Here is a 20,620-nt window from a genome sequence, read left to right as displayed (position 1 = left end):
CCGCCGACCAAAACCGCTCAAACGGGGAGAGTACCGATGATAGATTGGGCGATCAGTTTCACCTACCTGGTCCTGAGTTACGCGTCCGTCTTTATCCTGGTCGCGATCGGCTTTTCGATCGCGTTCGGCTCGCTCAGGTTCGTCAACCTGGCTCACGGCGCGCTGTATCTCATCGGTGCGTATCTCGGGCTGTTCGTCGCGTTCGAGATGGAGGTCGGAGGGATCGCCGAAGCCTGGTCGCCGATCGGGCTCGGATGGGGATTCGCTGCCGCGTTGCTCCTCGTCCCGGTGGCGCTGTTTGCCATCGGGATCGTCATGGAACGACTGATCGCGAAGCCGATGTACGATCGCAGCATGCTGGACCAGCTGCTCGTTACGTTCGGGATCCTGATTGTCGTCCAGGAGTTGATCGCGATCCTCTTCGGACGGCGCGGGTACACGTACGACCGTCCCGGCTGGGCGTCCGGAGCGATTTCGGTGTCGGGTGTGACCAGTCTGAACCGATGGCGAGTGTACGTTATCGTTCTCACCGTCCTCACGCTGTTGCTTTTGTACGCGTTTTACAAGTTCACCGATATTGGACTGGCGGTTCGTGCCGGCACAGAAGACGACGAAATGGTCGAACTACTCGGCATCAGGGTCGGCCGGGCGTTCATGCTGATCTTTGCTATCGGTGCCGCGTACGCAGGGTTAGGCGGTATTCTGGCTGGACCCATATTCACCGTAAATCCAGAAATCGGTATTACGGAGGTACTCATTCCCGCATTACTCGTCGTCATCGTCGGCGGGGTCGGGAGTATCACCGGAACTGTCGTCGCCGGGTTGCTGTTCGGATTCGTCTTCGTTAGCGTCGACGCGCTCCTGACTGGAACGTGGGCGAGAATCGGTATATTCACTCTCGCCGTCGTCGTTCTGACGATCAAGCCGACTGGTCTCTTCGGACCGGAGGAGATCACGACATGAGTGAAGAGTCCGTTACACAAGTGACCGACGAAAAGGCCTCGATCGGTCTCTGGGAGCGATGGGATCGAATCAAAACGACCGAACGGTTCCCGATCGTGGTTGCGATCGGGTTCGTATCGCTCTGGTCGTGGTTTTTCGCCCGATCACCGATTATTAGCGACGTTCTTCGCGGGTACCACTCGCTCGCGACGACGATTCTCGTCTGGTCGATCTTCGCTATCGGATTCAATCTGTTGTTACACCAGACGGGGTATCTCTCGTTCGGACACGCGATGTTCTGGGGTGTCGGGAGTTACGCCGCCGCACTGCTTGCGATACACGTCTACGGGGATCCGCTCCTGATGTTGTCCGTCGGGACGGGTGTCGCCGTCCTGCTCGCGGCGATAACCGGGCTCATCGCGCTTCGTCTCCACACGGTCTACTTCTCGATCGTCACGCTCGCGATGGCACAGATCCTGTACTACCTCTCGCTGTCCCCGCTGGACGGGCTCACCGGTGGCGACGACGGGCTCACCGGGGTCCCGGTCGAACCGTTGTTCTTCGGCGTCGGTAACTTCTACCTTCAAACCCCCCTCCCCGGTGTCTTCCATACGCTCTGGCAAGACTACCAGTACCTGCTCATCGCCGTCGTGTTCGTCGCGGTCGTGGCGTTCGTCAATCGAGTGCGCCGATCGCCGTACGGGCTCATCTTCAAAGCGATCAGAGAGAACGAACGGCGCGCGGCGCTAGTGGGCGTCGACGTGTGGCGCTACAAGTTTGCCGCATACCTCATGTCGGGCGCCATCACCGGGCTCGCCGGTGCGCTCCTGACGATCGAGTCACAATCGTCGCTGCTGTCCTCGCTGTACTGGCTCACAAGCGGCGAGGTCGTCGTTATGGCGATACTCGGCGGTGCCGGCTCGGTGTTCGGACCCGTTATCGGAGCGGGAGTCTTCCTGTATTTCGATCGCGTCTTCGACGGGATCGCGTGGGCACCCCCGCTCATCGGTGACATTACTGGACCGGTCGGACAGTACTGGCTGTTGATCCTTACGGCTCTTTTCACCGTCGTCGTCGCGTGGAGCCCACAGGGGATCGTGGGACTGCTCAAGCAGCTCGCTGGAACGGTTCGCTCGAAGCTCGAAGCCGCAACGAGGGACCGATAGGTCGGGCCTCGATCGAGCGAACCGTTCTCTGCAGTCCGAAGGGGTAGCTCAACAGCGGGTGTTCTCGGCGAGGACTTCGGGCCGACGGGCGTAAGATTGAATTGGGAACGGATCGCATACTATGCGTACGAGTCATGCGACAGACGATAGCGCACGGAACGGACAGACGCGTCACGGGTCCGGACCACGGTCGCGTCGCTGTAACCGTCCCGTTCAGTGATTCCGAGACACTCTGCGAGTCCGTCCTCGGATCGATCGCCGCTTTGCCGAGCGAGCCCTGGACGTTTCGTCGGCAGCGACCGAGCCACGGACACAGCGAGACCGAGGGAGGGAACCGGTGATGACACTACTGAAAACCCAGAATTTGACGAAGAGGTTCGGTGGAATAACCGCTCTCAACGGGGTGGGGTTAGCGATCGAGCGGGGCGAGCTCGTCTCGCTCATTGGGCCAAACGGCGCGGGGAAATCGACCCTGATCAACACGATTACGGGACAGCTGTCTCCGACGGAGGGATCGGTTCACTACGCCGGGACGGAGATTTCCGGGATGGAGCCCTTCGAGATTACCCAGCTCGGTATCGGACGATCGCTGCAGACGGCCTCGATCTTTCCGGAGCTCTCGGTTCGGGACAACATCGCGATCGCGTCGTTTGCGACCGAGCACGGCTCGTTTCGGGTTAACTTCTTCCGACGTCGAGACGAGTACGGCGGGGTCGAAACGCGGACGAGCGAAATTCTGGAGGCACTCACGCTCGAGGACGAAGCCGATACCGAGGCGAAGTCGCTGCCGTACGGAGAGAAACGCCGGCTCGAGATCGCGATCGGTCTGGCGACCGATCCCGACCTGATGTTTATGGACGAGCCCACCGCGGGGATGTCACCGCACGAAACGGAGATGACGGTGCAGTTGATCCGCGAACTGCTCGAGGACTGGGAGATGACGATCCTCCTCGTCGAACACGATATGGACGTGGTCTTCGACATCTCCGACCGGATTCTGACGCTTCACCAGGGACAGCTCATCGCCGAGGGGACGCCGGCGGAGATCAGAAACGACCCGCGGGTCCGCGAGGCGTATCTCGGAGGTGGAGCGGAGTGAGCCTTCTCGAACTCGAGGACGTCCATTCGTACTACGGCGCCAGCCATATCCTCAGAGGCGTGTCGCTGGAAATCGGCGAAGGGGAGATCGTCACGCTGTTGGGACGAAACGGAGCGGGAAAGACCACGACGGTCCGTTCGATCGCCGGCGCCGACCCACCCGAGGTCCGGTCGGGAACCGTTCGGTTCGACGGAGCCGACGTTACCGACTGGCCGGCCGACGACATCACGATGAACGGGATCGGGATCGTGCCGGAGGAACGGCGCCTGTTCGCCGAACTGTCTGTCGAGGAAAACCTCCAGCTGTCGCGGATCACCCGCGGGTGGTGGAACACCGTTCGTCGTAGCGTACGCGGCGGCGAGGAGAGTACGATGGGGCTCGAGGAGCTGTACGAGCTGTTTCCGCGGCTGGAAGAACGCCGCGAGCAGAAGGCGGGGACGCTGTCCGGCGGGGAACAACAGATGTTATCGATCGCACGAACGTTGCGGCTTCCGGATCTGAAGCTGTTGATGCTCGACGAGCCGACCGAGGGACTGGCACCCCAGATCGTCCGATCGGTATCGGAGGCGATCGAGGAGATCGTCGACCGCGGACTGACGATTCTGCTGATCGAGCAAAACGTCCACGAATCGCTGAAGCTCGCCGATCGGGGGTACGTGTTGGATCAGGGTGAGATCGTCTACGAGGGGACGGTCTCGCAGCTCAAGGACGAGGACTTGGACGAGTATCTCGTCGTCTGATCGCGGGGCTGTCGCAGTCGCTGCGAAGTAACTGGTTCCAGGAGCTGCCGTCTATCAGCGTTCTCGACCCCGCGTCCCGGCAAAGCTTATTTATCGAATTGTGTACAGGGTGGCGTATGGGGAACACGAATCGGCGACGGTTTCTGACGACTGCGTCTCTGTCCGCTCTCGCACTCGTTGGTGGGTGTGTCGGCTCGACGGACGACGAGGGGGAGCACCCGATCACGGAGTCGGTCACCGCGTGGCCGTCGTTTCGCGGTGACCGTCACAACACCGGGTACGCGAAAGGTGTCGCGTCGACTGGGGAGGAGCCGTCGGTCGAATGGGTTTTCGATACTGACGGCCCCGTCTGGTCGAGCCCGATCGTCGCCGACGGGTCGGTGTACGTCGGGAGCGCGGATCACTCGGTGTACGCGATCGACGCGGCGACGGGGGAACGGGAGTGGGCGTTCGAGACGGAAGATCGCGTCGAGGGAACAGCGGCGTACGCCGCTGGGACGTCGGTGAACGGCTCCGATCGGGGGTCGGTGTACGTCGGCTCCTACGACGAGCACGTCTACGCGATCGATGCGGAGACGGGCGAGCAACGCTGGGCGAGCGAGGTCGGTGGACTCGTTCGCGGCGGTCCGATCGTCCACGAGGACGCGGTTATCATCGGCGTGGGCTGTCACAACCTCGCCTGCGAGTGGCACGCCGACGACGCCGACGTTCCGGAGACCGGGTGGGTGTACTCGCTCGACGCGGCGTCCGGAGAGCCGAACTGGCGCCACGAGGTCGGGAACGAGGTCGTCAGCACGCCGGCGATCGCCGGCGGAACGATCTACATCGGCGCCTCGGACGGCGTTCTCTACGCGCTCGAGGCTGCAACCGGGGACGTCGAGTGGACCTACGAGACCGGGGGGATGATCTGGTCGAGCCCCGCGGTCGCGTTCGGAACGGTGTATGTCGGCGACTGGGACGGAGTGATCCACGCCGTCGACGCGGCTTCGAGCGAAGTCGAGTGGACGACCGACACGGGCGGATACTACATCTCCGGGTCGGTAGCCGTCGACGAAACGGCGGTGTACGTCGGCGAGACGCCGTTCAACGCGATGGACGCCGGCGAGCCGAACTACGCGAACGTCTACCGGTTCGATCGGACCGACGGCGAGCTGGAGTGGCGGTTCGAAACTACCACTACCGAGATCGGCAGCAGTCCGGTCGTTACGGACGATCGGCTGTATATCGGCACCCATCGACCGACCGAGGGAGGGGACGCGGGCGTTCACGCGCTGTCGACCGACGGCGACGAGGCGTGGTTTCTGGAAACCGGCGGACGTGGCGTCGGCTCCAGTCCAGCGCTGCTCGAGGGAACGCTGTATTTCGGTGGTACCGACGGTCGCGTCTACGCGGTCGAATAAGGTTGGTACTGATTCTCTCCCAAAGCTTCATTACCCAATACCACCATCTATAGACCGCGGATTATGCATTTCACCAGGGAAGAGTCCCTCTCACGATTACGAGCGGTGGTAGAGCGCGGCGAACCGATCGTCGGTGCCGGTGCGGGAACCGGGATCTCGGCGAAGTTCGCCGAACGAGGCGGCGTCGATCTCCTGATTATCTACAACTCGGGTCGGTATCGGATGAACGGGCGCGGATCGCTTGCCGGTCTGCTTCCGTACGGCGACGCCAACGAAATCGTCCTCGAGATGGGACAGGAGGTCCTGCCCGTCGTCGAGGACACGCCCGTTCTGGCCGGCGTCAACGGGACCGATCCGTTTCGGGAGATGGACGTCTTCATCACGGATCTCAAACGTCGCGGGTTCTCGGGCGTTCAGAACTTCCCTACCGTCGGGCTGTTCGACGAAGAGAGTCGCTTCCGGCGAAATATCGAAGAGACGAGCATGGGCTACGGCAAGGAAATAGCGATGATCCAGGAGGCCGCCGAGCAGGGGATGTTGACCTGTCCGTACGTCTTCACCCGGGAGCAAGCCCGGGAGATGACCGAAGCCGGCGCCGACGTGATCGTCTCGCATATGGGGCTGACGACCTCCGGCGACATCGGTGCCGAGACCGCACTCTCGCTCGAGGACGCCGCCGAGCGGGTGCAGGCTCACCACGACGCCGCCAAAGCCGTCGACGAGGACGTCCTCGTGATCTGTCACGGCGGTCCGATCGCCTGGCCGGACGACGCCGAGTTCGTTCTCGAGAACACCGACGGCGTCGTCGGCTTCTTCGGTGCGTCCAGCGTCGAACGGCTGCCGACCGAGGAAGCGATCGAGCGGCAAGCCCAGGAGTTCAAGGAGATCACGATCTGAGATGGCAGTCATCATCGTCGGGACGCTCGATACGAAAGGGGAGGAGATCGGTTTCGCACGGGACGTCATCGAATCGCAGGGCGCCGACGTTCACGTCGTCGACACCGGGGTTGTGGGTGAGCCCGCGTTCGAGCCCGACACGTCCGCGGACGAGGTCGCCGACGCGGCCGACACGACGCTAGATCAGCTTCGAGAGGCGGGTGACCGCGGTGCGGCGATGGAAGCGATGGGCGAGGGTGCGGCGACGATCGTCCGACGCTTGCACGAGGCGGATCGTCTCGACGGCGTCCTCGGGCTCGGCGGCTCGGGGAACACGTCCGTCGCGACGACGGCCATGCGCGCGCTTCCGGTCGGCGTTCCCAAGCTCATGGTTTCGACGGTCGCCTCGGGCGACGTCGAGCCGTACGTCGGGGCCACGGACGTGACGATGATGTACTCCGTCGCGGACATCGAAGGGATCAACCAGCTCACCCAGCGGGTGATCAGCAACGCGGCGCTCGCGATGGTCGGCATGGCCACCACCGATCCCGGCGTCGAAACCGAAGACAGACCGACCGTCGCGATCACGATGTTCGGAGTCACGACTCCCTGCGTCAAAACCGCCCGCGAGTACCTCCAGGAGCAGGGGTACGAAACGATCGTCTTTCACGCAACCGGTGCCGGTGGTCAAGCGATGGAGGACCTCATTCGTCAGGGGCTCGTCGACGGGGTGTTAGACGTGACGACCACCGAGTGGGCCGACGAACTCGTCGGTGGCGTCCTGAACGCTGGCCCCGGACGGCTCGATGCCGCAGCCGAGACCGGAACTCCCCAGGTCGTCTCGACCGGTGCGCTCGATATGGTGAACTTTGGACCACGAGACACCGTCCCGGATGAGTTCGACGAACGGACGTTTCACGTCCACAACCCGGAGGTCACGCTCATGCGAACGACGCCCGAAGAGAACGCGGAACTCGGCCGCATTATCGGCGAGAAACTCTCGCGTGCTTCCGGGCCGACGGCGCTCTTTCTCCCGCTCGAGGGCGTATCGGCGCTCGATACCGACGGCGAGCCGTTCCGCGATCCCGAGGCAGACGCCGCCCTTTTCGACGCGCTTCGCGCCAGCGCCGACGGCGTCGAACTGGTCGAGCGGGAGGCCACGATCAACGACGAGGCGTTCGCACTGGCGATGGCCGAGCGACTGGACGAATACATACGCGACGGAGCGTGATCGGCAGCTCACCGGAGAAGGGTCGTCTCGGATTCCAGCGATTCGACGGTAGCGAGGAGCTGTTCGGCGAGGTCGCCGTGGAGTCGATCCATGTCGATCCGATACTTCGGTCCGCCGACGCTGAGCCCGCCGATGGGCTCCCCGTCGGGTCCGTGAACTGTCGCACCGACGGCGACGAGTCCGGGTGCGAACTCCTCGTCGACGATAGCGTACCCCTGGTCGGCGATCTCGTCGAGGCAGTCATAGAGCCGTTCCCGATCCGTAATCGTGGCCTCGGTCTCCCGGGGCATCCCCCACTCGTCGAGAATCCGTTCGACCCGGTCCCGATCGAGCTCGGCGAGCACGGCCTTTCCAGCGGCCGTGTTGTGGAGATCGTACTCCCTCCGGAACGATCCGTCCTCGCTCGTTTCGGAGTCTGAAGAGCCGTACACCATCAGTAGGCGACCGTACTCGAGGACGGTGACGTTTACCTCCTCACCGGCCGTGGCCGCCAACCGATCGACGGTTCGGATCGCCTCCGGTGCCAGGCGGTTCTGTTGACGTGCCCGCTCGCCGAGCAGCGCGAACCTGAAACTCGTCGTGTACACGTCGCCGTCCTTGACGAGATACCGACAGTCAACGAGCGTGTTGAGGTGGCTGTGTAGCGAGCTCTTTGGCTTGTCGATCATCCGATCGAGTTCGGCGAGCGTCACGCGCTCGTACTCCAGTGCAAGCTCCAGGATCCGGAGCGAGGTTCGGGTCGTCTTCAGCTTCCGCCCGTCGTTGTCGAACATGTGTGTTCCAATCGCCGCTTCTGGTTTCGAAACGTCTCGGAGTGTCGGTTCGGTGTGCTCATATCGCCCGCGACCGCTTCGTCCAGCCGATCCGCGTGATGGCTTTTGCCCCGAGCTGGCCGAGTAGACTGGCAGCCTCGATATCCCGTTCGTCGAACGCGTCGACGACGACGTCACCGGCGCTGAGAACGCCGTGATCGCCGATCGGAACGTAGAGGCCGGACCGCAACTCGCCGCGGTCGCGATCGTCCTCGGTAGCGCGGTGGTCGGTGTGTAGCTCCGGCTCCCCGGTTCGGTACGTCCGGGCCGCGGGTGTTTTCTCGCTGATCGGGTAATCGGGCCGTTTGCCGGCCCGCTCGATACACTCCTCGGTCGCGGCGACGGTCCGAAGCGTTCCGCTCGATGTCTCCGCCAGCCTGACGGTCGCGTTGACGTACCCGAGGATGTTCTTCGAGGTTTCGGCGATGATTTCGGCCACCGCCTGCTGGGAGTTCGCCTCCCGAAGCTCCTGGCTCGTTCGTCGGAGCACCTGGATCCGCTTTTCCTGGCGTTTCGCGTCGGTGACGTCCTCGACCGTCCCGTACAGCGTGACCAGTCCGCCGTTTCGCTGCTGGGGCTGTGCACGGAGCCGAACGTAACGCTCGGTCGTTCCTTCGACCGCAAGCCCGACGTCAGTTTCGAACGACTCGCCGTCCTCGAGCGCGTCTATCAGTCGATCGCGGGTCTGCGATCGATCCGCGTCAACGAAACAGGCGACGATCGTCTCGATGTCGGGTTCGGCGTCCGGCTCGAGACGAAGGATCCGCTTTGCCTGTTCGCTCCACCACACGTTATCGGTAGCACTGTCGTACGACCAGACGCCGGTCGCCGTGAGCCGTTGGAGACTCTCCAGCAACTCCCAGGCACGGCTCCCCCTCTGGAACGCAGGTCGCGGTCGATTGTTCACCCCCGGCGTTTCCATATGTCGTAACTCACAGCGGCTATCTATATATAGCCTTGGGAGAAGATACCAAGAGGAGCGGTCCGTAACTATCGAACTGCGTCGTAGTAGTGTGCAAAAATTACAATCTTATGATGGGCGGGGTCGGTGGCTGATTCAAGAACGCTTGTCATATAGGATATTTTGGTGTGAAAGACATATATTTGTGCCCTCTCCGACGCTATTTCGGTTGTATTTATAGCTACAGAAGGTGTATTTGGTGGGGGCGGAATTTGTACTTCATAGTTATCACAAACTGCTGCACGCAGCTGTTTGGATTCATAGCGACGTCACGAACTCGAAACGTGCACCACCGTCCGTACCGGCTCCGACGTCGACGGTCCAGTCGTGTGCGGTTGCGATCCGCTCGACGATCGCGAGTCCCAGCCCGGTGCCGTCCTCGGCCGTCGTGACCCCCCGCTCGAAGGGATCCCGATCGTCGTCCGGGAGACCGTCGCCGTCGTCCTCGACGTAGAATCCCGGCTTCCCGCCGAGTTCGCCGACCGTAACCGTCACCGCCGACCCGCCGTGATCGACGGCGTTCCGGTAGCAGTTCTCGAACAGCGATCCCAGCCGGCTCCGGTCGGCCAGCACGGTCCCGGAGCTCTCGACGACCAGTTCGGCGTCGTCGGTGTTCACCCACTGCCAGGAGTCGGTCGCGATCTCCTCGAGCTCGACCGGCTCGGTCGCCCCGATCGTCTCACCTTCCCGAGTGAGCGCCAGCACGTTCTCGATAAGGGTCTCCATCCGAGCGGCGGCGAACGCGATCTCGTCGAGTTCGTCCTGGCCGACCTCGTCGACCGGGAGCGAGGCGTACCCCTGAACGACGTTCAACGGATTCCGGAGGTCGTGAGTGAGCGTCCTTGCGAACCTCTCGAGCTGTTCGTTCTGTTCCTCCAGCCGTCGCTCCCGTGCTTTCAGATCTGAGACGTCCCGGAACAGGCCGGTGAACAGTCGCTGCCCGTCGTACTCGTGTTCGCAGACGCTGATCGTAACGGGGATCTCGTGGCCGTCCTTGTGCAGCGCCGGGAGCTCGATCCCGTCCCAGTCGATGGTTCTCTCCCCGGTCTCGAGATAGGTCTGGAACCCGCGCTCGTGTGCCTCCTCGAGGCGATCCGGAACGATGTCGAGTTTCGAGCGTCCGACGAGCGTTTCGGGCGCGTATCCCAGTATCTCCTCGATAGCCGGGTTCGCGAACACGATCGTGCTGGTCTCGTCGAGCGTAAGCAGTCCCTCGGACGTGTTCGCAACCAGCAGCCGGTAGAACTCGTCGGTCGCGTCGACGTGTGGGTCCGGTAGCGACTTGTCGGCCGATGACTGTGGATGGCTCATGGTTCCATACCGTACGGTTCCTCTCAGTTGAATGGTCGTTGCAGCATATATTTTCCGGAGCGGCGAAGCGGAAACGGCCAGAACGGTCATGGGATCCGGGACCGTTCCGCTCCTGGCGGCCGTCTCCGAACGGTGTGACGTCCGCGAGCGCTCGGCCGCGGCAGAACTAACCTCTCGTTCTCGAGCGTATCGCCCGAGAGCGATCGGGGTGACTTGCGACGACCGGTCGCTGGATGCCCCGCAGCGGTCGGTAGCGTTCGACGGCGTCGACAGCGAGTCGCCCGTCGTAGCGCGATCGGCTCCGGATCGAGCGACGCGAACTACTCCGGCGTCCATCGGCCATCGCGTCGAGGACGGGCATCGGCGGACGAGATTCGCTCGTCGGCGTCGGGACCCGAGGACGGCCGATACTGCAATCCTGCCTCCTTGAGCAGCCGACGACAGCTCGGGATCGAGTACTCGACGTCGTAGGTGTCGGCGAGATACTGCCGGGCGAGCGCCGGCGTCCACGCCGGCTCGTCGATCCCGGCGTCTGTGGGCGGGTCGCGAACCGTCTCCCGGAACGCCTCGAGCTCCGCTTCCGAGAGCTTTCGCTTCCGTCCGGGCCGAGGCGCGTCGGTGACGGCGTCCGCGAGCGGGTCGTCGGTATCGAGTCGCGTGAGCCAGCTGTAGATGGTGCGTCGCTGTACGCCGTACCAGTCGGCCAGCTCGGTCTGTGTGACGCCGTTTTTGTACGCGATCGCCGCCAGAAGCCGCTGTGTCGGCTTGCTTCCCTCCACGTCCTCGAGGGCAGCCTGCAGTTCCTCGAGGGAGAGGTCGTCGAGGTGATCCACTGTGTTCGGCAACGACATACGGGCAGAAAGTTCTAACGGATACCGACAGCTGGCGTTCGCGAGGACGTCCTCGTCGGCGTCGTGTTCGGTAGTTCGACAGCGCCCGGAGGCAGCGTGTCCGGACAGACGCGATCGGCCGTGACGGTCGCTCGGGCCCGCGAGCTACTGGTCGTGGCTGATCAGCCCGTGGTCCAGCATCCACTTCGAGACGAGCATCGTCCCGAAGACCGCGACGACGATGACGACGTAGATCGGATCCCCGGGGAACACTGCAAAGTAGCCGAGTTCGAGCAGTAGGTTCGCGACGAACGCCAGCCCGAGGGCGACGGCGGCGACTTTGGGGAAGTCCCGCCCGAACTGCGCGAAGATGGCCCCGAAGATCGCCGGGACGAGGTAGAGCTCGAGGGCGCTTTGCCACAGCTCCGGTAACGCCTGGAACACGGAGACGAGCCCGATGACGCCGACGGTAAGGATCGTCACGTTCACGAATATCGAGCCGGCGATCCCCAGCGTGGAGATAACGTCTCCCTCCGGGGTGCCGATCTCGACGTCGGCGGCCTCCTGCGCTGCCGCGGAGCTCGGGAGCCGAAGGTTGGAGATGTTACCCGACAGAAACGCCATGTACGTCCCCGAGACGCCCAGCACCGGGTAGTACGAGATCGGCTCGACCAGCCAGAACGCCCCCCAGGCGCCGAGGACGGAGACGAACCCGCCCAGGATCGCGCCCGCGGGCGGGAGGATCCCGTACACGCTGAGCAGGACCATCGCCGGGCCGAAAGAGAGCGCGACGGCGAGCAGGTTCGTTCGCCGTCCCCACTTGTGGATGTACGGGACGAAATCCTCCTCGTAGACCTCCTCTTTCGAGCGATCGTCGGCGGGTCGCTGTTCCTGCTGTGCCATCTTACCACACCCCTCCGAGGGTGACCTCCGTGAGGACGCCCGCGAGCAGGCCGACGATCATCGCCGTGCCGAGTGCCCACTCACGAACCCACTGGAGCTCCCACCTGTCCGCGACGTGGAGGAGACCGAGCATCATGAGCCCGCCGACGGTGACCGAGGCGGTGAAGGGGCTGCCCGACATCACCTCACTGGTAGCGAGATAGCCGAACGCCCCGAGCATCGCTGCGGCGCTGACGACGGGCAACAGCGCCTCCCGGCCGCTGCCGATCCGCTGTCTGACGTTCTCCATCTGCGGGGTGAACAGGCCCGAAACCACGAGCCAGCCGACCGCACCGAACGTCATCACCCACACGGCGTTGGCGTACGCGACCTCGGTCAGGTCGTCGTCGCCCAGCGAGTACCCCAGCTGCTGGGTCCCGAACTCGGCCGCCGAGAGCTCGAACATTACGGAGCCGATCGCGGAGAGGCGCATCCACGCGATCGCCCCGCCGACGGTCGCGACCAGCGCCATCATCCCGATGAGGATCGCGATCGCGGGACCGACGGCCGAGATCATCCCGGCCCGCAGCCCCGTCTTGAGCTGGTCTTCGTCCATTCCCATCTCCTTCCCGGATCGGTAGGCACGACGCATGAAAAGCGCCGCTTGAGCGATCACCAGCAGGACGACGACGCCCGCAGCGGCCCACATGTACACGCTGTTCGCGATATCCATGTACATGGGTGCTCCGAGCGGTTCTCCGTGTTGTCTCATAGCAGCCGAAACCCGCCCAGCGAACGTCTTGGCTCTTTGGATCGCGCCCGGCAGCGAGTGGGCTCGCTGCAGTACCTGATCGTCGTCTTCAAATACGGGAGCCGACAACCGTGGGTTATGGTATCAGACAGTTCGGCCCCGGACGAGCGCCATCTCATCGAGCTTCGCCGCGAGTTCCACCGCTACCCGGAGCCCGCCTGGCGCGAGTTCCGGACCACCGCGCGGATCGTCGAAGAGCTCGAACGGATCGGCGTCGACGAGATCCACGTCGGTCCCGACGCGATCGAGCCGACGGCGCGGCTGGGCGTTCCCGACGAGGACGAACGCTCACAGTGGTTCGATCGGGCGCAGTCACGGACGGATCGGTCGGACGTCCTCGAGGCCCTCGAGGGCGGTAACACGGGCGCGGTCGCGGTCGTCAACCGCGGCGAGGGGCCGACCGTCGGGCTGCGGGTCGACATCGACGCGCTGCCGATCGAGGAGTCGACCGACGGGAGCCACCCGCCCGCGCGGGAGGGGTTCCGGTCGGAGATCGACGGCACGATGCACGCCTGCGGCCACGACGCCCACATCACCTTCGGCCTCGGCACGCTCGAGACCGTCCTCGAGAGCGACTTTTCGGGGACGTTCAAGGTCTTTTTCCAGCCGGCCGAGGAGGTGCTGGGCGGCGGGAAGCCGATGGCGGCTGGACCCCACGTTGAGGACGTCGACGCCCTGCTCGGGGTCCACATCGGGCTGGGACATCCGACGGGCGAAGTCGTGGCGGGGGTCGACGAGGCCCTTGCCTTTAGCAAGCTTCACGTCGAGTTCGAGGGCGAGTCCGCCCACGCGGGCCTGGCGCCAAACCAGGGACGCAACGCGGTCCAGGCGCTGGTCGCGGCGGCGGGCAACATGTACGCCATCCCGCGACATGGCGAGGGGAACACGCGCGTGAACCTCGGGAACCTCCGCTCCGACAACGCCTCGAACGTGGTCGCGGACCGGGCGTCGGCCGACGCCGAAGTTCGCGGCGAGACGACGGCCCAGATGGAGTACATGCGCGAGTCGGCCGTCCGCGTCCTCAACTCCGCCGCGGAGATGCACGACTGTACCGTCGAGACGTCGCTCGTGGGCCAGGCGCCCCGGGAGGACGGCGACGAGGACGTCGTCGACCTCGTCGCGGCGATCGCCGACGGCAGCGAGGCGGTCTCCTCGACCGTTCGCCGGGGGAGTCTGGGGGCGAGCGAGGACTTCACCCACCTCCTGCAGGCGGTCAAGGCCGGCGGGGGCACCGGAGCGTTCGTCGGGATCGGCACGGACCATCCGACCGGCCACCACACCTCGACGTTCGACGTCGACGAGGAGAGCCTCTCCATCGGAGTCGACGTCCTCTCGCGGGCGGTGCTGGAGCTACTGGAGTAGCTACAGGCCGTCGTCGGCCAGCGCAAGCGCCGCCCCCGCGAGCGTGTCCCCGGCGCTGTAGCAGTCGTCCCAGTCGGTGTACTCCGCTTCGGTGTGGCTCTTGCCGCCCTCGCTGACGGCAAACACCATCCCCGTATCGCAGACTTCGGCGGCGTGGGTCGCGTCGTGGACGCCCCCGCTGAACACCTCCATGGAGTCGTACCCGCGGTCGTCGGCTGCCCGCTGGACGGCAGTCACGCACCGATCGTCGAAGGCAACCGGGGTCGCGTCGGCGCGGTTCTCGTGCTCGACGGCGACGTCCTCGCGCTCGGCAGCGGCTGCCGCCTCCCGACGCACGCGCCGTTCGGCCTCCCGGAGCGTCTCGGCGTCCGGATCGCGAAAGCCGTACGTGACCGAGACCTCCTCCGGGATCACGTTGATCGAGTCCGGCTCGACGTCGACGGAGCCGACGGTGCCGACCGTCCGCTCGCCGAGCTGCCCGGGAATGCGCCTGACCTGCGTGACCAGATCCGCCGCCGCGACCATCGCGTCCTCGCGGTGGTGCATCGGGGTCGCCCCCGAGTGGTTGGCCTCGCCGTAGAACGTGAACTCGCCCCACGTCAGGCCGACGATCCCCGTCACGACGCCGACGTCTTTCCCGTTGGCCTCCAGGAACGGCCCCTGCTCGATGTGCAACTCGAGGTAGGAGTCGTAGTCGGCGGCCGGCTCCGCGGGGTGGTCGCCCTTGTAGCCGATCCGTTCGAGCTCCGCCTCGACGGGCGTCCCGTCCTCGTCGGTCGCGGCGTACTGTTCTTCGATGTCGAGCGCGCCGGCCCAGACGCCGCTTCCCTGCAGGGTCGGCTGGAACCGCGACCCCTCCTCGTTGGTCCAGTTGACGATCTCGACGGGGCGCTCGGTCTCGATCCCCCGGTCGTCGAGCTCCCGGACGAACTCCAGGGCCGCGATCGTTCCCAGGGCCCCGTCGTAGATCCCGCCGTACGGCTGGGAGTCCAGATGGGAGCCGATCAGTACCGGTTCGGCGTCGCGTTTCCCCTCCCGTCGGCCGAACATATTGCCGAACTCGTCGATCCGGATCTCCAGTCCCGCCCGATCCATCCGCTCGTAGAACCAGTTACGCACCGCCGCGTCCTCGTCGGAGAGCGCCAGTCGGTGGAGCCCGCCGTTTGCCGTCCCGCCGATTTCGGCCTGTGCCTGCATCGTCTCGACGAACCGCTCCTCGTTGAGGCTGAATTCCATACCTGCCGTAGCCGACTCCGAGGAGTAAACTGTGCGGGACTCTCGAGGACGGCGAGTCGTCGGGTTCGCGGCGAGTGTTGTCCGAAGTCTGCAAGGACGTACTAGTGAGTGTGCTATTGGTGGGGGGGTTTATTGTGGTTGAGTTACAATCTGGAGGGAACTCTGTGACGGGGGGACGGCGATCGGTCTGGCGAGGACGATACTGCGTCCTCGAACGCGACCCCTGGCAGTGGTGTCTTGTTAAGGCAATATGACTACGTCTCGCCTCGGTATGCTCTCGGTGTCGTCAAGGGCCACCGCCATCGTTCCCTCTCGCCGCGATGGTTCAAAGATGGGGAGCGCCTCGGTATGCTCTCGGATAGCAGCCCGGTAATCAAGGAGAGTAAATTTCTCGTGCTTTTTGGGTAGTGTCAGATCAGGCTGAAGAAATGAGTAGTAATATTTTCAAAGAACTCCATATCACTGGAGCACGAAGCAACACCAACACAGTTGATGAAGCTCAGTATCCAGATTCGTCTTGCTTGATCCTCTTTTCGAATACTGTTCAGATAGTCGAAATAGGCGGTGTTAAACGGGCCCGGTCGCCTGCTCACAACTGGGTCGGTGGATCTACAGCCTGATTCCTTTCGAAATCCGGATTACGTCGCGGCTGATAAGACGGTGATCCGGCTCGACGATGAACAGTGGTAGCAGTATGCTGCTGTCGATCCGGAATCGGACGAATTGTTCCATACAAAGCTTGAGACGACTAGAACAGAATCACTGAAAGTTCGTTCCTCACAAAATTACGCGAGAGACACGACGTCGATGATGCCGTGTTTCTCGTCGATGGCAATAAGACGTTAAGCTATGCCTGCCACCGGCGGGGTCTCGATTTCAGATACAACCGACATGAAAATCGGAACGGTGTCGAATGTATCTTTCGTGAGATAAAACGTTAGACCTCATCGCTCGAAGACTGGTTTAGCAGTGCTTCCGTAGAAACTGCTGATCAGTGGCTCAGATCGATCGCCTTCGGATGGAATCAGCTATCTGAACACGATGTTGCTGCCGTACCAAAAAATAATATACAATAAAGGAAAATACAGATGTATGGTCATCGTGGCAGCAGTTGACAAATCTGACCGAGCAGCAGTCGTCGCTGAGGAATCAGAAAAGCTTGCTGAAAAATTCAGTGATACTATCCATGTTGTCCACGCAGCAAAACGATCAACGGTCATCGATTCTGCCTTTTCTGATGACTCTGATGTAGATCCCTCAGATCGGCCGGATTCAAGATTGCGTGAAGAAGCAAAAAAACCTGCTGAAGAGGTTGCCAATAGCATCTCAGTTCAGCACGAAGTCATCGGGCTAGTTGGAGAACCAGCCCAAAAAATAGTCGAATATGCCGATAAAAAAGATGCACGATATATCGTAGTTAGTCCACGGAAGCAGTCCCGAACTGGTAAAGTTCTATTCGGGAGTACCGCTCAGTCTATTTTACTCAACTCAACATGTCCTGTTGTGAGTTCTATCAAACCACGCTATTAGAAACCTATACTATTCCCTTCGATACTTACCACTATATCCACCAAGCGATTTAGTTCAAATATATTCGATTATTCGATTTTCATATAGTTAATTGGATATATTTTCATTCATTGGGAATTGTAAATTTAGATAAAAACTATATTACTTCCCAGTGTTCATTTTGCTATGGCACATAGCCTGTCATCCGTTCGCATGGGAGAGATGACGTGGAAAGAGTACGAGCAAAATGTAACTGATGTACCCATATTTATTCCAGTCGGTAGTACGGAGCAACATGGTCCTGGACTTCCGATGAACGTCGATTCAGTGATTCCAACCGAGTTCTCTGAACTGGCTGCTGATCGGGTCAATGGTATCGTTGCTCCCACCGTAAACTACGGAGCAAAATCTCAGCCCGGTAGTGGAGGGGGTTCAGAATTCGTTGGTACTACCAGTGTCCATGGAAGTACCTTGAGCCAGCAAATTCGGGATATTACCGCTGATTTTGAGCGGGATGGTGCGCAGAAAATCGTCATATTCAACGGGCACTACGAGAACGAATATCCGATCAGAGAAGCAATTGATAAACGGATCGAAAATGGGACCGAATCAGAGTTTATCATCGCCAGCTGGTGGGACTTGCTATCCCCATCGCTCCGCGATGATATTTTCCAAGATATTCCTGGTGGGTTTCCCGGATGGGCCAAGGAACATGCTGGTGTCGTTGAAACGTCGTTGATGCTGTATTTCCGTCCAGATCTAGTCGATGAGGATCGCGTACCCGATGACTCGGCTACCCGAGATCCACCATACATTATTAAACCCGCACCAGCGGATACGATCACTGACTCCGGTGTGTTCTGTAAGGCGTCGTATGGCACCGCAGAAATCGGAGAGAAGATCGTCGATGATGTTCTTGAGACACTAGCTCAGGGAATTCACGACGAATGGAGTTTAGATAATTAACGGCCCACACTGATATATCGCTGAGATTGACTATCTGATTAGCTACTAACTGCGTGAGGATGAGCCTCGTTCTAACGGCGTAATCCGCTTGAAAGCCGCATCTCCCTCTCGTTTAATCACGTGTCATACACGAATCGGCTTTGTCCAGAAACCTCCTAGGCGTCTACGAGACGGCCGATTCTATCTTCGAGCGTTTCCCATACTTGCTCAAAAGAGACGACAACACCCATTTTGTGATGGAGGTTCGTTACTAAATTCTAGAATATCAAGTAGTATTAATCGTCGTTACTGGGTATCTCATCAATTGATGGGACATCTTCCTCTTTGTTTGTGAGGATGGCGTGATGTTTGTTGAACATCAAGGCCATCGATCCGATTGCGATTAGCAGGACGATGCTGAACGGTCCACCAGTGATGATTGCTGCCGCTTGCAGGGCTTCAACACCACCGACAACCATAAGAACCGATGCAAGTAGTCCAATAAGACCTCCCCAGATAACACGATTGATCGTCGATGGCGTTTCGTTACCACCTGTTGTTAACATACCGAGCGCCAGCGTCGAAGAGTCTGCTGATGTGATAAAGAACGTTGTAACTAGTACGAGAAACATTGCTGTTAAGAGGCCACCGAGTGGAAGTGCTTCGAAGAGAGGATAGCCGGCTGCAGCCTCTTCTCCACCATATTGATTAATTACGCCAAGAATATCGGCGCGATCAGTATCTTGCAGAAAGATGGCTGATCCTCCCATTGTAGCATACCAGGGTATTGTGACTCCCGTAGAGGCGATCACACCAGTTATTGTAACTTGTCGGACTGTACGGCCACGAGAAATACGGGCAATAAATAGCCCGACAAACGGTGCCCAGGAAAACCACCACGCCCAAAAGAATATCGTCCAGTTCCCGACCCAGCCCGGATCACCACCAGCATTCGTGTAGAGACTCATGGTAACGAACTGATTAAGGTAGTTTCCTAGTGCTTCAGTACCTGTCGCTAGAATATACATCGTTGGACCTGCAATGAAGGCAACACCCGTCAACACCGCAAACAGTCCCATATTAAAGTATGATATCCGCCTAATTCCTTTTTTGATACCCGTGGCAACAGATAATGTAAACGCGACCGTTAAACCAGTAATGAGGATTACGGTACCTTCGTCACCTAACTCAACACCGGCTACATAATCAAGTCCAACCAGGAACTGGCTCCCAACTAGTCCAAGTGTGGTGGCTACACCACCAATAGTCGCGAACACGGCAATGATATCTATGATCTTCGCCCAGAAGCTGTTGAGACGATCGATACCTACCCACGGTGTGATTATCGTTGAGATCCGCATTGGTGCGTCATACCGATATGCGAAGTAAGCGATCGGAATCGCTGTGACGACGTATGCCGACCATGCTGAGAGTCCCCAGTGAAAATACGAGTACTGTATTGCTCCCACTGCAGCTTCCCTACTCATTGGTTCTGCACCAACCAGTGGTGAAGGCGTCTCATAATGAAAAATCGCTTCAGCGGGTCCCCAAAAGACAACCCCTGCTGCGGTTCCTGCCGAGTATAACATAACGAAGTATGCGAGGTAGCTAAATTCAGGATCTTCGTCCTCTCTCCCGAGCTTAATTTTCCCCCAAGGTCCGATAGTCAAAAACGCTACGAAGACGACTACGATAAACATAATAAGTAGATATAACCAGCTGAGCTCTGTCCACAGGAACGAATTGATGCTTTCCATTACTGCAGAAGCTTGTTCTTCCCGCAGAGCAAACCCGACGACAGCAAGCGCAGTAATAGCAAATCCGACGCCAAATATGATGTAATCTAACTCACTTGTGAATCTCTTTACCGGACCTTGGTTGTCTTTTTCACTCATGCTCTTGTGTTATGACTATGGCATTCATTGGCTAACCCATCGGCTATGTTTTCTGCTCTCTCTGGTGACTTCTTTAATCTGGATACCGTTATGAGGTGGGTGTTTAACTCCTACAGGTTATGTCTGTGTGTCACATGTTAAGTCTTTCGCCGAGGAGACTGGTCCGAACAAGCTTCTTCGGAGGAAAGAACCCATGACGTGACACACTCTCCTGAAGGAGTAACTTTTTCGAACACGTATGCCAGCCTACTCAGCTGATCAGGGCTGTCGATATACAGAAAGGGCGGTGGAGAGTTCATACGGTAATCAGGACAATGTCGAGCGCTAGTCGCCGTGCTCTACTGTTTACTCTTACCGTAGACAACTAGAATCACACGAAGGACACGATGTCCTCAATATCCAAACGCCACCCCCTCGATAATTACAGTAGTACTTTTGTAACTAGACAACTTTTTGATATTTATAGGCTTTTGCTTCGGCTGCTTCTATATAATATCTTCTCCAGTTGTTTGGAATATCCAGACGCTACGCAGAGCCTGGACGAGAACTCAATACCGAAAGCGAAAGTGTGTGAAGGAGCACCAGAGGAAAATATCTGCCTCCATTTAAGTA

17 protein-coding genes and 2 pseudogenes are annotated in these 20,620 nt (G+C 60.4%); 11 read left to right on the top strand and 8 right to left on the bottom strand.

Going from position 1 to position 20,620, the window contains the following annotated elements; translation table 11 throughout:
• Positions 1–36: 36 nt before the first annotated feature.
• The 7 genes from NATOC_RS14975 to NATOC_RS14940 all read left to right on the top strand — a co-directional run bounded on the left by NATOC_RS14975 (position 37) and on the right by NATOC_RS14940 (position 7,454).
• Positions 37–963, top strand: coding sequence for a branched-chain amino acid ABC transporter permease (locus NATOC_RS14975; RefSeq protein ID WP_015322313.1), 927 nt, complete (start codon positions 37–39; stop codon positions 961–963).
• Entirely contained in the window at positions 960–2,108 is a 1,149-nt protein-coding gene (locus NATOC_RS14970) for a branched-chain amino acid ABC transporter permease (RefSeq protein WP_015322312.1), read from the top strand. Before NATOC_RS14975 ends, NATOC_RS14970 begins: the two co-directional genes overlap by 4 nt.
• 340 nt (positions 2,109–2,448) lie before the next feature.
• Positions 2,449–3,207, top strand: coding sequence for an ABC transporter ATP-binding protein (locus NATOC_RS14960; protein ID WP_015322311.1), 759 nt, complete (start codon positions 2,449–2,451; stop codon positions 3,205–3,207).
• Positions 3,204–3,947, top strand: coding sequence for an ABC transporter ATP-binding protein (locus NATOC_RS14955; protein ID WP_015322310.1), 744 nt, complete (start codon positions 3,204–3,206; stop codon positions 3,945–3,947). The genes NATOC_RS14960 and NATOC_RS14955 overlap by 4 nt, the downstream gene beginning before the upstream one ends.
• A 116-nt stretch (positions 3,948–4,063) precedes the next feature.
• The gene (locus NATOC_RS14950) at positions 4,064–5,347 is read left to right on the top strand and encodes an outer membrane protein assembly factor BamB family protein (protein WP_015322309.1); all 1,284 of its coding nucleotides are present in this window, start codon (positions 4,064–4,066) and stop codon (positions 5,345–5,347) included.
• 63 nt (positions 5,348–5,410) lie between these two features.
• Positions 5,411–6,244: a phosphoenolpyruvate hydrolase family protein gene (locus tag NATOC_RS14945; protein ID WP_015322308.1), complete on the top strand. Its 834-nt coding sequence runs from the start codon at positions 5,411–5,413 to the stop codon at positions 6,242–6,244.
• Position 6,245: 1 nt separating this feature from the next.
• A complete protein-coding gene (locus tag NATOC_RS14940) occupies positions 6,246–7,454 on the top strand; it encodes a Tm-1-like ATP-binding domain-containing protein (protein WP_015322307.1) in 1,209 nt (402 codons plus the stop codon).
• A gap of 8 nt (positions 7,455–7,462) precedes the next feature.
• Here NATOC_RS14940 and NATOC_RS14935 read toward each other — a convergent pair whose 3' ends face one another.
• The 6 genes and pseudogenes from NATOC_RS14935 to NATOC_RS14910 all read right to left on the bottom strand — a co-directional run bounded on the left by NATOC_RS14935 (position 7,463) and on the right by NATOC_RS14910 (position 12,989).
• Positions 7,463–8,227: an IclR family transcriptional regulator gene (locus NATOC_RS14935; RefSeq protein ID WP_015322306.1), complete on the bottom strand. Its 765-nt coding sequence runs from the start codon at positions 8,225–8,227 to the stop codon at positions 7,463–7,465.
• Between the two features lie 58 nt (positions 8,228–8,285).
• On the bottom strand, positions 8,286–9,188 hold the full coding sequence (locus NATOC_RS14930; RefSeq protein ID WP_015322305.1) for a GAF domain-containing protein: 903 nt from the start codon (positions 9,186–9,188) through the stop codon (positions 8,286–8,288).
• 297 nt (positions 9,189–9,485) lie between these two features.
• Entirely contained in the window at positions 9,486–10,538 is a 1,053-nt protein-coding gene (locus NATOC_RS14925; protein WP_015322304.1) for a PAS domain S-box protein, read from the bottom strand.
• Positions 10,539–10,912: 374 nt separating this feature from the next.
• Positions 10,913–11,371, bottom strand: a pseudogene (locus NATOC_RS14920) (helix-turn-helix domain-containing protein); the annotation flags it as partial.
• Positions 11,372–11,533: 162 nt separating this feature from the next.
• Positions 11,534–12,271, bottom strand: a complete 738-nt coding sequence (locus tag NATOC_RS14915; RefSeq protein WP_015322302.1) for a hypothetical protein — start codon at positions 12,269–12,271, stop codon at positions 11,534–11,536.
• 1 nt (position 12,272) lies between these two features.
• Entirely contained in the window at positions 12,273–12,989 is a 717-nt protein-coding gene (locus NATOC_RS14910; protein WP_015322301.1) for a DUF5058 family protein, read from the bottom strand.
• Between the two features lie 150 nt (positions 12,990–13,139).
• On the opposite strand from NATOC_RS14910, the gene NATOC_RS14905 reads away from it, so the two are divergent.
• The gene (locus tag NATOC_RS14905) at positions 13,140–14,423 is read left to right on the top strand and encodes an amidohydrolase (protein ID WP_049888939.1); all 1,284 of its coding nucleotides are present in this window, start codon (positions 13,140–13,142) and stop codon (positions 14,421–14,423) included.
• On the opposite strand, the gene NATOC_RS14900 is transcribed toward NATOC_RS14905, so the two are convergent.
• Positions 14,424–15,659: a Zn-dependent hydrolase gene (locus NATOC_RS14900; RefSeq protein WP_015322299.1), complete on the bottom strand. Its 1,236-nt coding sequence runs from the start codon at positions 15,657–15,659 to the stop codon at positions 14,424–14,426.
• A gap of 438 nt (positions 15,660–16,097) precedes the next feature.
• Between NATOC_RS14900 and NATOC_RS21255 the strand changes: the two are divergent.
• The 3 genes and pseudogenes from NATOC_RS21255 to NATOC_RS21245 all read left to right on the top strand — a co-directional run bounded on the left by NATOC_RS21255 (position 16,098) and on the right by NATOC_RS21245 (position 18,134).
• Positions 16,098–16,735 (top strand): annotated as a pseudogene (locus NATOC_RS21255) (IS6 family transposase).
• A gap of 16 nt (positions 16,736–16,751) precedes the next feature.
• Positions 16,752–17,189: a universal stress protein gene (locus NATOC_RS21250; protein ID WP_015322298.1), complete on the top strand. Its 438-nt coding sequence runs from the start codon at positions 16,752–16,754 to the stop codon at positions 17,187–17,189.
• A gap of 165 nt (positions 17,190–17,354) precedes the next feature.
• Positions 17,355–18,134: a creatininase gene (locus tag NATOC_RS21245; RefSeq protein ID WP_015322297.1), complete on the top strand. Its 780-nt coding sequence runs from the start codon at positions 17,355–17,357 to the stop codon at positions 18,132–18,134.
• Between the two features lie 275 nt (positions 18,135–18,409).
• Here the strand turns inward: NATOC_RS21245 and NATOC_RS14890 are convergent, their stop codons facing one another.
• Positions 18,410–20,008, bottom strand: coding sequence for a BCCT family transporter (locus NATOC_RS14890; protein WP_015322296.1), 1,599 nt, complete (start codon positions 20,006–20,008; stop codon positions 18,410–18,412).
• Positions 20,009–20,620: the final 612 nt, after the last annotated feature.

The organism is Natronococcus occultus SP4, assembly GCF_000328685.1.
GTDB classification, from domain to species: Archaea; Halobacteriota; Halobacteria; order Halobacteriales; family Natrialbaceae; genus Natronococcus; species Natronococcus occultus.
The sequence above is the reverse complement of the archived record's forward strand: the minus strand, read 5'-3'. Positions and strand labels throughout refer to the sequence as shown.

Bases quoted from the DNA above. Each gene is read 5' to 3' on its own strand.
- NATOC_RS14940 (WP_015322307.1), top strand. From the start codon at position 6,246: ATGGCAGTCATCATCGTCGGGACGCTCGATACGAAAGGGGAGGAGATC.
- NATOC_RS21250 (WP_015322298.1), top strand. From the start codon at position 16,752: ATGGTCATCGTGGCAGCAGTTGACAAATCTGACCGAGCAGCAGTCGTC.
- NATOC_RS14900 (WP_015322299.1), bottom strand. From the start codon at position 15,659: ATGGAATTCAGCCTCAACGAGGAGCGGTTCGTCGAGACGATGCAGGCA.
- NATOC_RS14890 (WP_015322296.1), bottom strand. From the start codon at position 20,008: ATGAGTGAAAAAGACAACCAAGGTCCGGTAAAGAGATTCACAAGTGAG.
- NATOC_RS14935 (WP_015322306.1), bottom strand. From the start codon at position 8,227: ATGTTCGACAACGACGGGCGGAAGCTGAAGACGACCCGAACCTCGCTC.
- NATOC_RS14910 (WP_015322301.1), bottom strand. From the start codon at position 12,989: ATGTACATGGATATCGCGAACAGCGTGTACATGTGGGCCGCTGCGGGC.
- NATOC_RS14930 (WP_015322305.1), bottom strand. From the start codon at position 9,188: ATGGAAACGCCGGGGGTGAACAATCGACCGCGACCTGCGTTCCAGAGG.
- NATOC_RS14945 (WP_015322308.1), top strand. From the start codon at position 5,411: ATGCATTTCACCAGGGAAGAGTCCCTCTCACGATTACGAGCGGTGGTA.
- NATOC_RS14925 (WP_015322304.1), bottom strand. From the start codon at position 10,538: ATGAGCCATCCACAGTCATCGGCCGACAAGTCGCTACCGGACCCACAC.
- NATOC_RS14960 (WP_015322311.1), top strand. From the start codon at position 2,449: ATGACACTACTGAAAACCCAGAATTTGACGAAGAGGTTCGGTGGAATA.
- NATOC_RS14975 (WP_015322313.1), top strand. From the start codon at position 37: ATGATAGATTGGGCGATCAGTTTCACCTACCTGGTCCTGAGTTACGCG.
- NATOC_RS14950 (WP_015322309.1), top strand. From the start codon at position 4,064: ATGGGGAACACGAATCGGCGACGGTTTCTGACGACTGCGTCTCTGTCC.
- NATOC_RS21245 (WP_015322297.1), top strand. From the start codon at position 17,355: ATGGCACATAGCCTGTCATCCGTTCGCATGGGAGAGATGACGTGGAAA.
- NATOC_RS14905 (WP_049888939.1), top strand. From the start codon at position 13,140: ATGGTATCAGACAGTTCGGCCCCGGACGAGCGCCATCTCATCGAGCTT.
- NATOC_RS14970 (WP_015322312.1), top strand. From the start codon at position 960: ATGAGTGAAGAGTCCGTTACACAAGTGACCGACGAAAAGGCCTCGATC.
- NATOC_RS14915 (WP_015322302.1), bottom strand. From the start codon at position 12,271: ATGGCACAGCAGGAACAGCGACCCGCCGACGATCGCTCGAAAGAGGAG.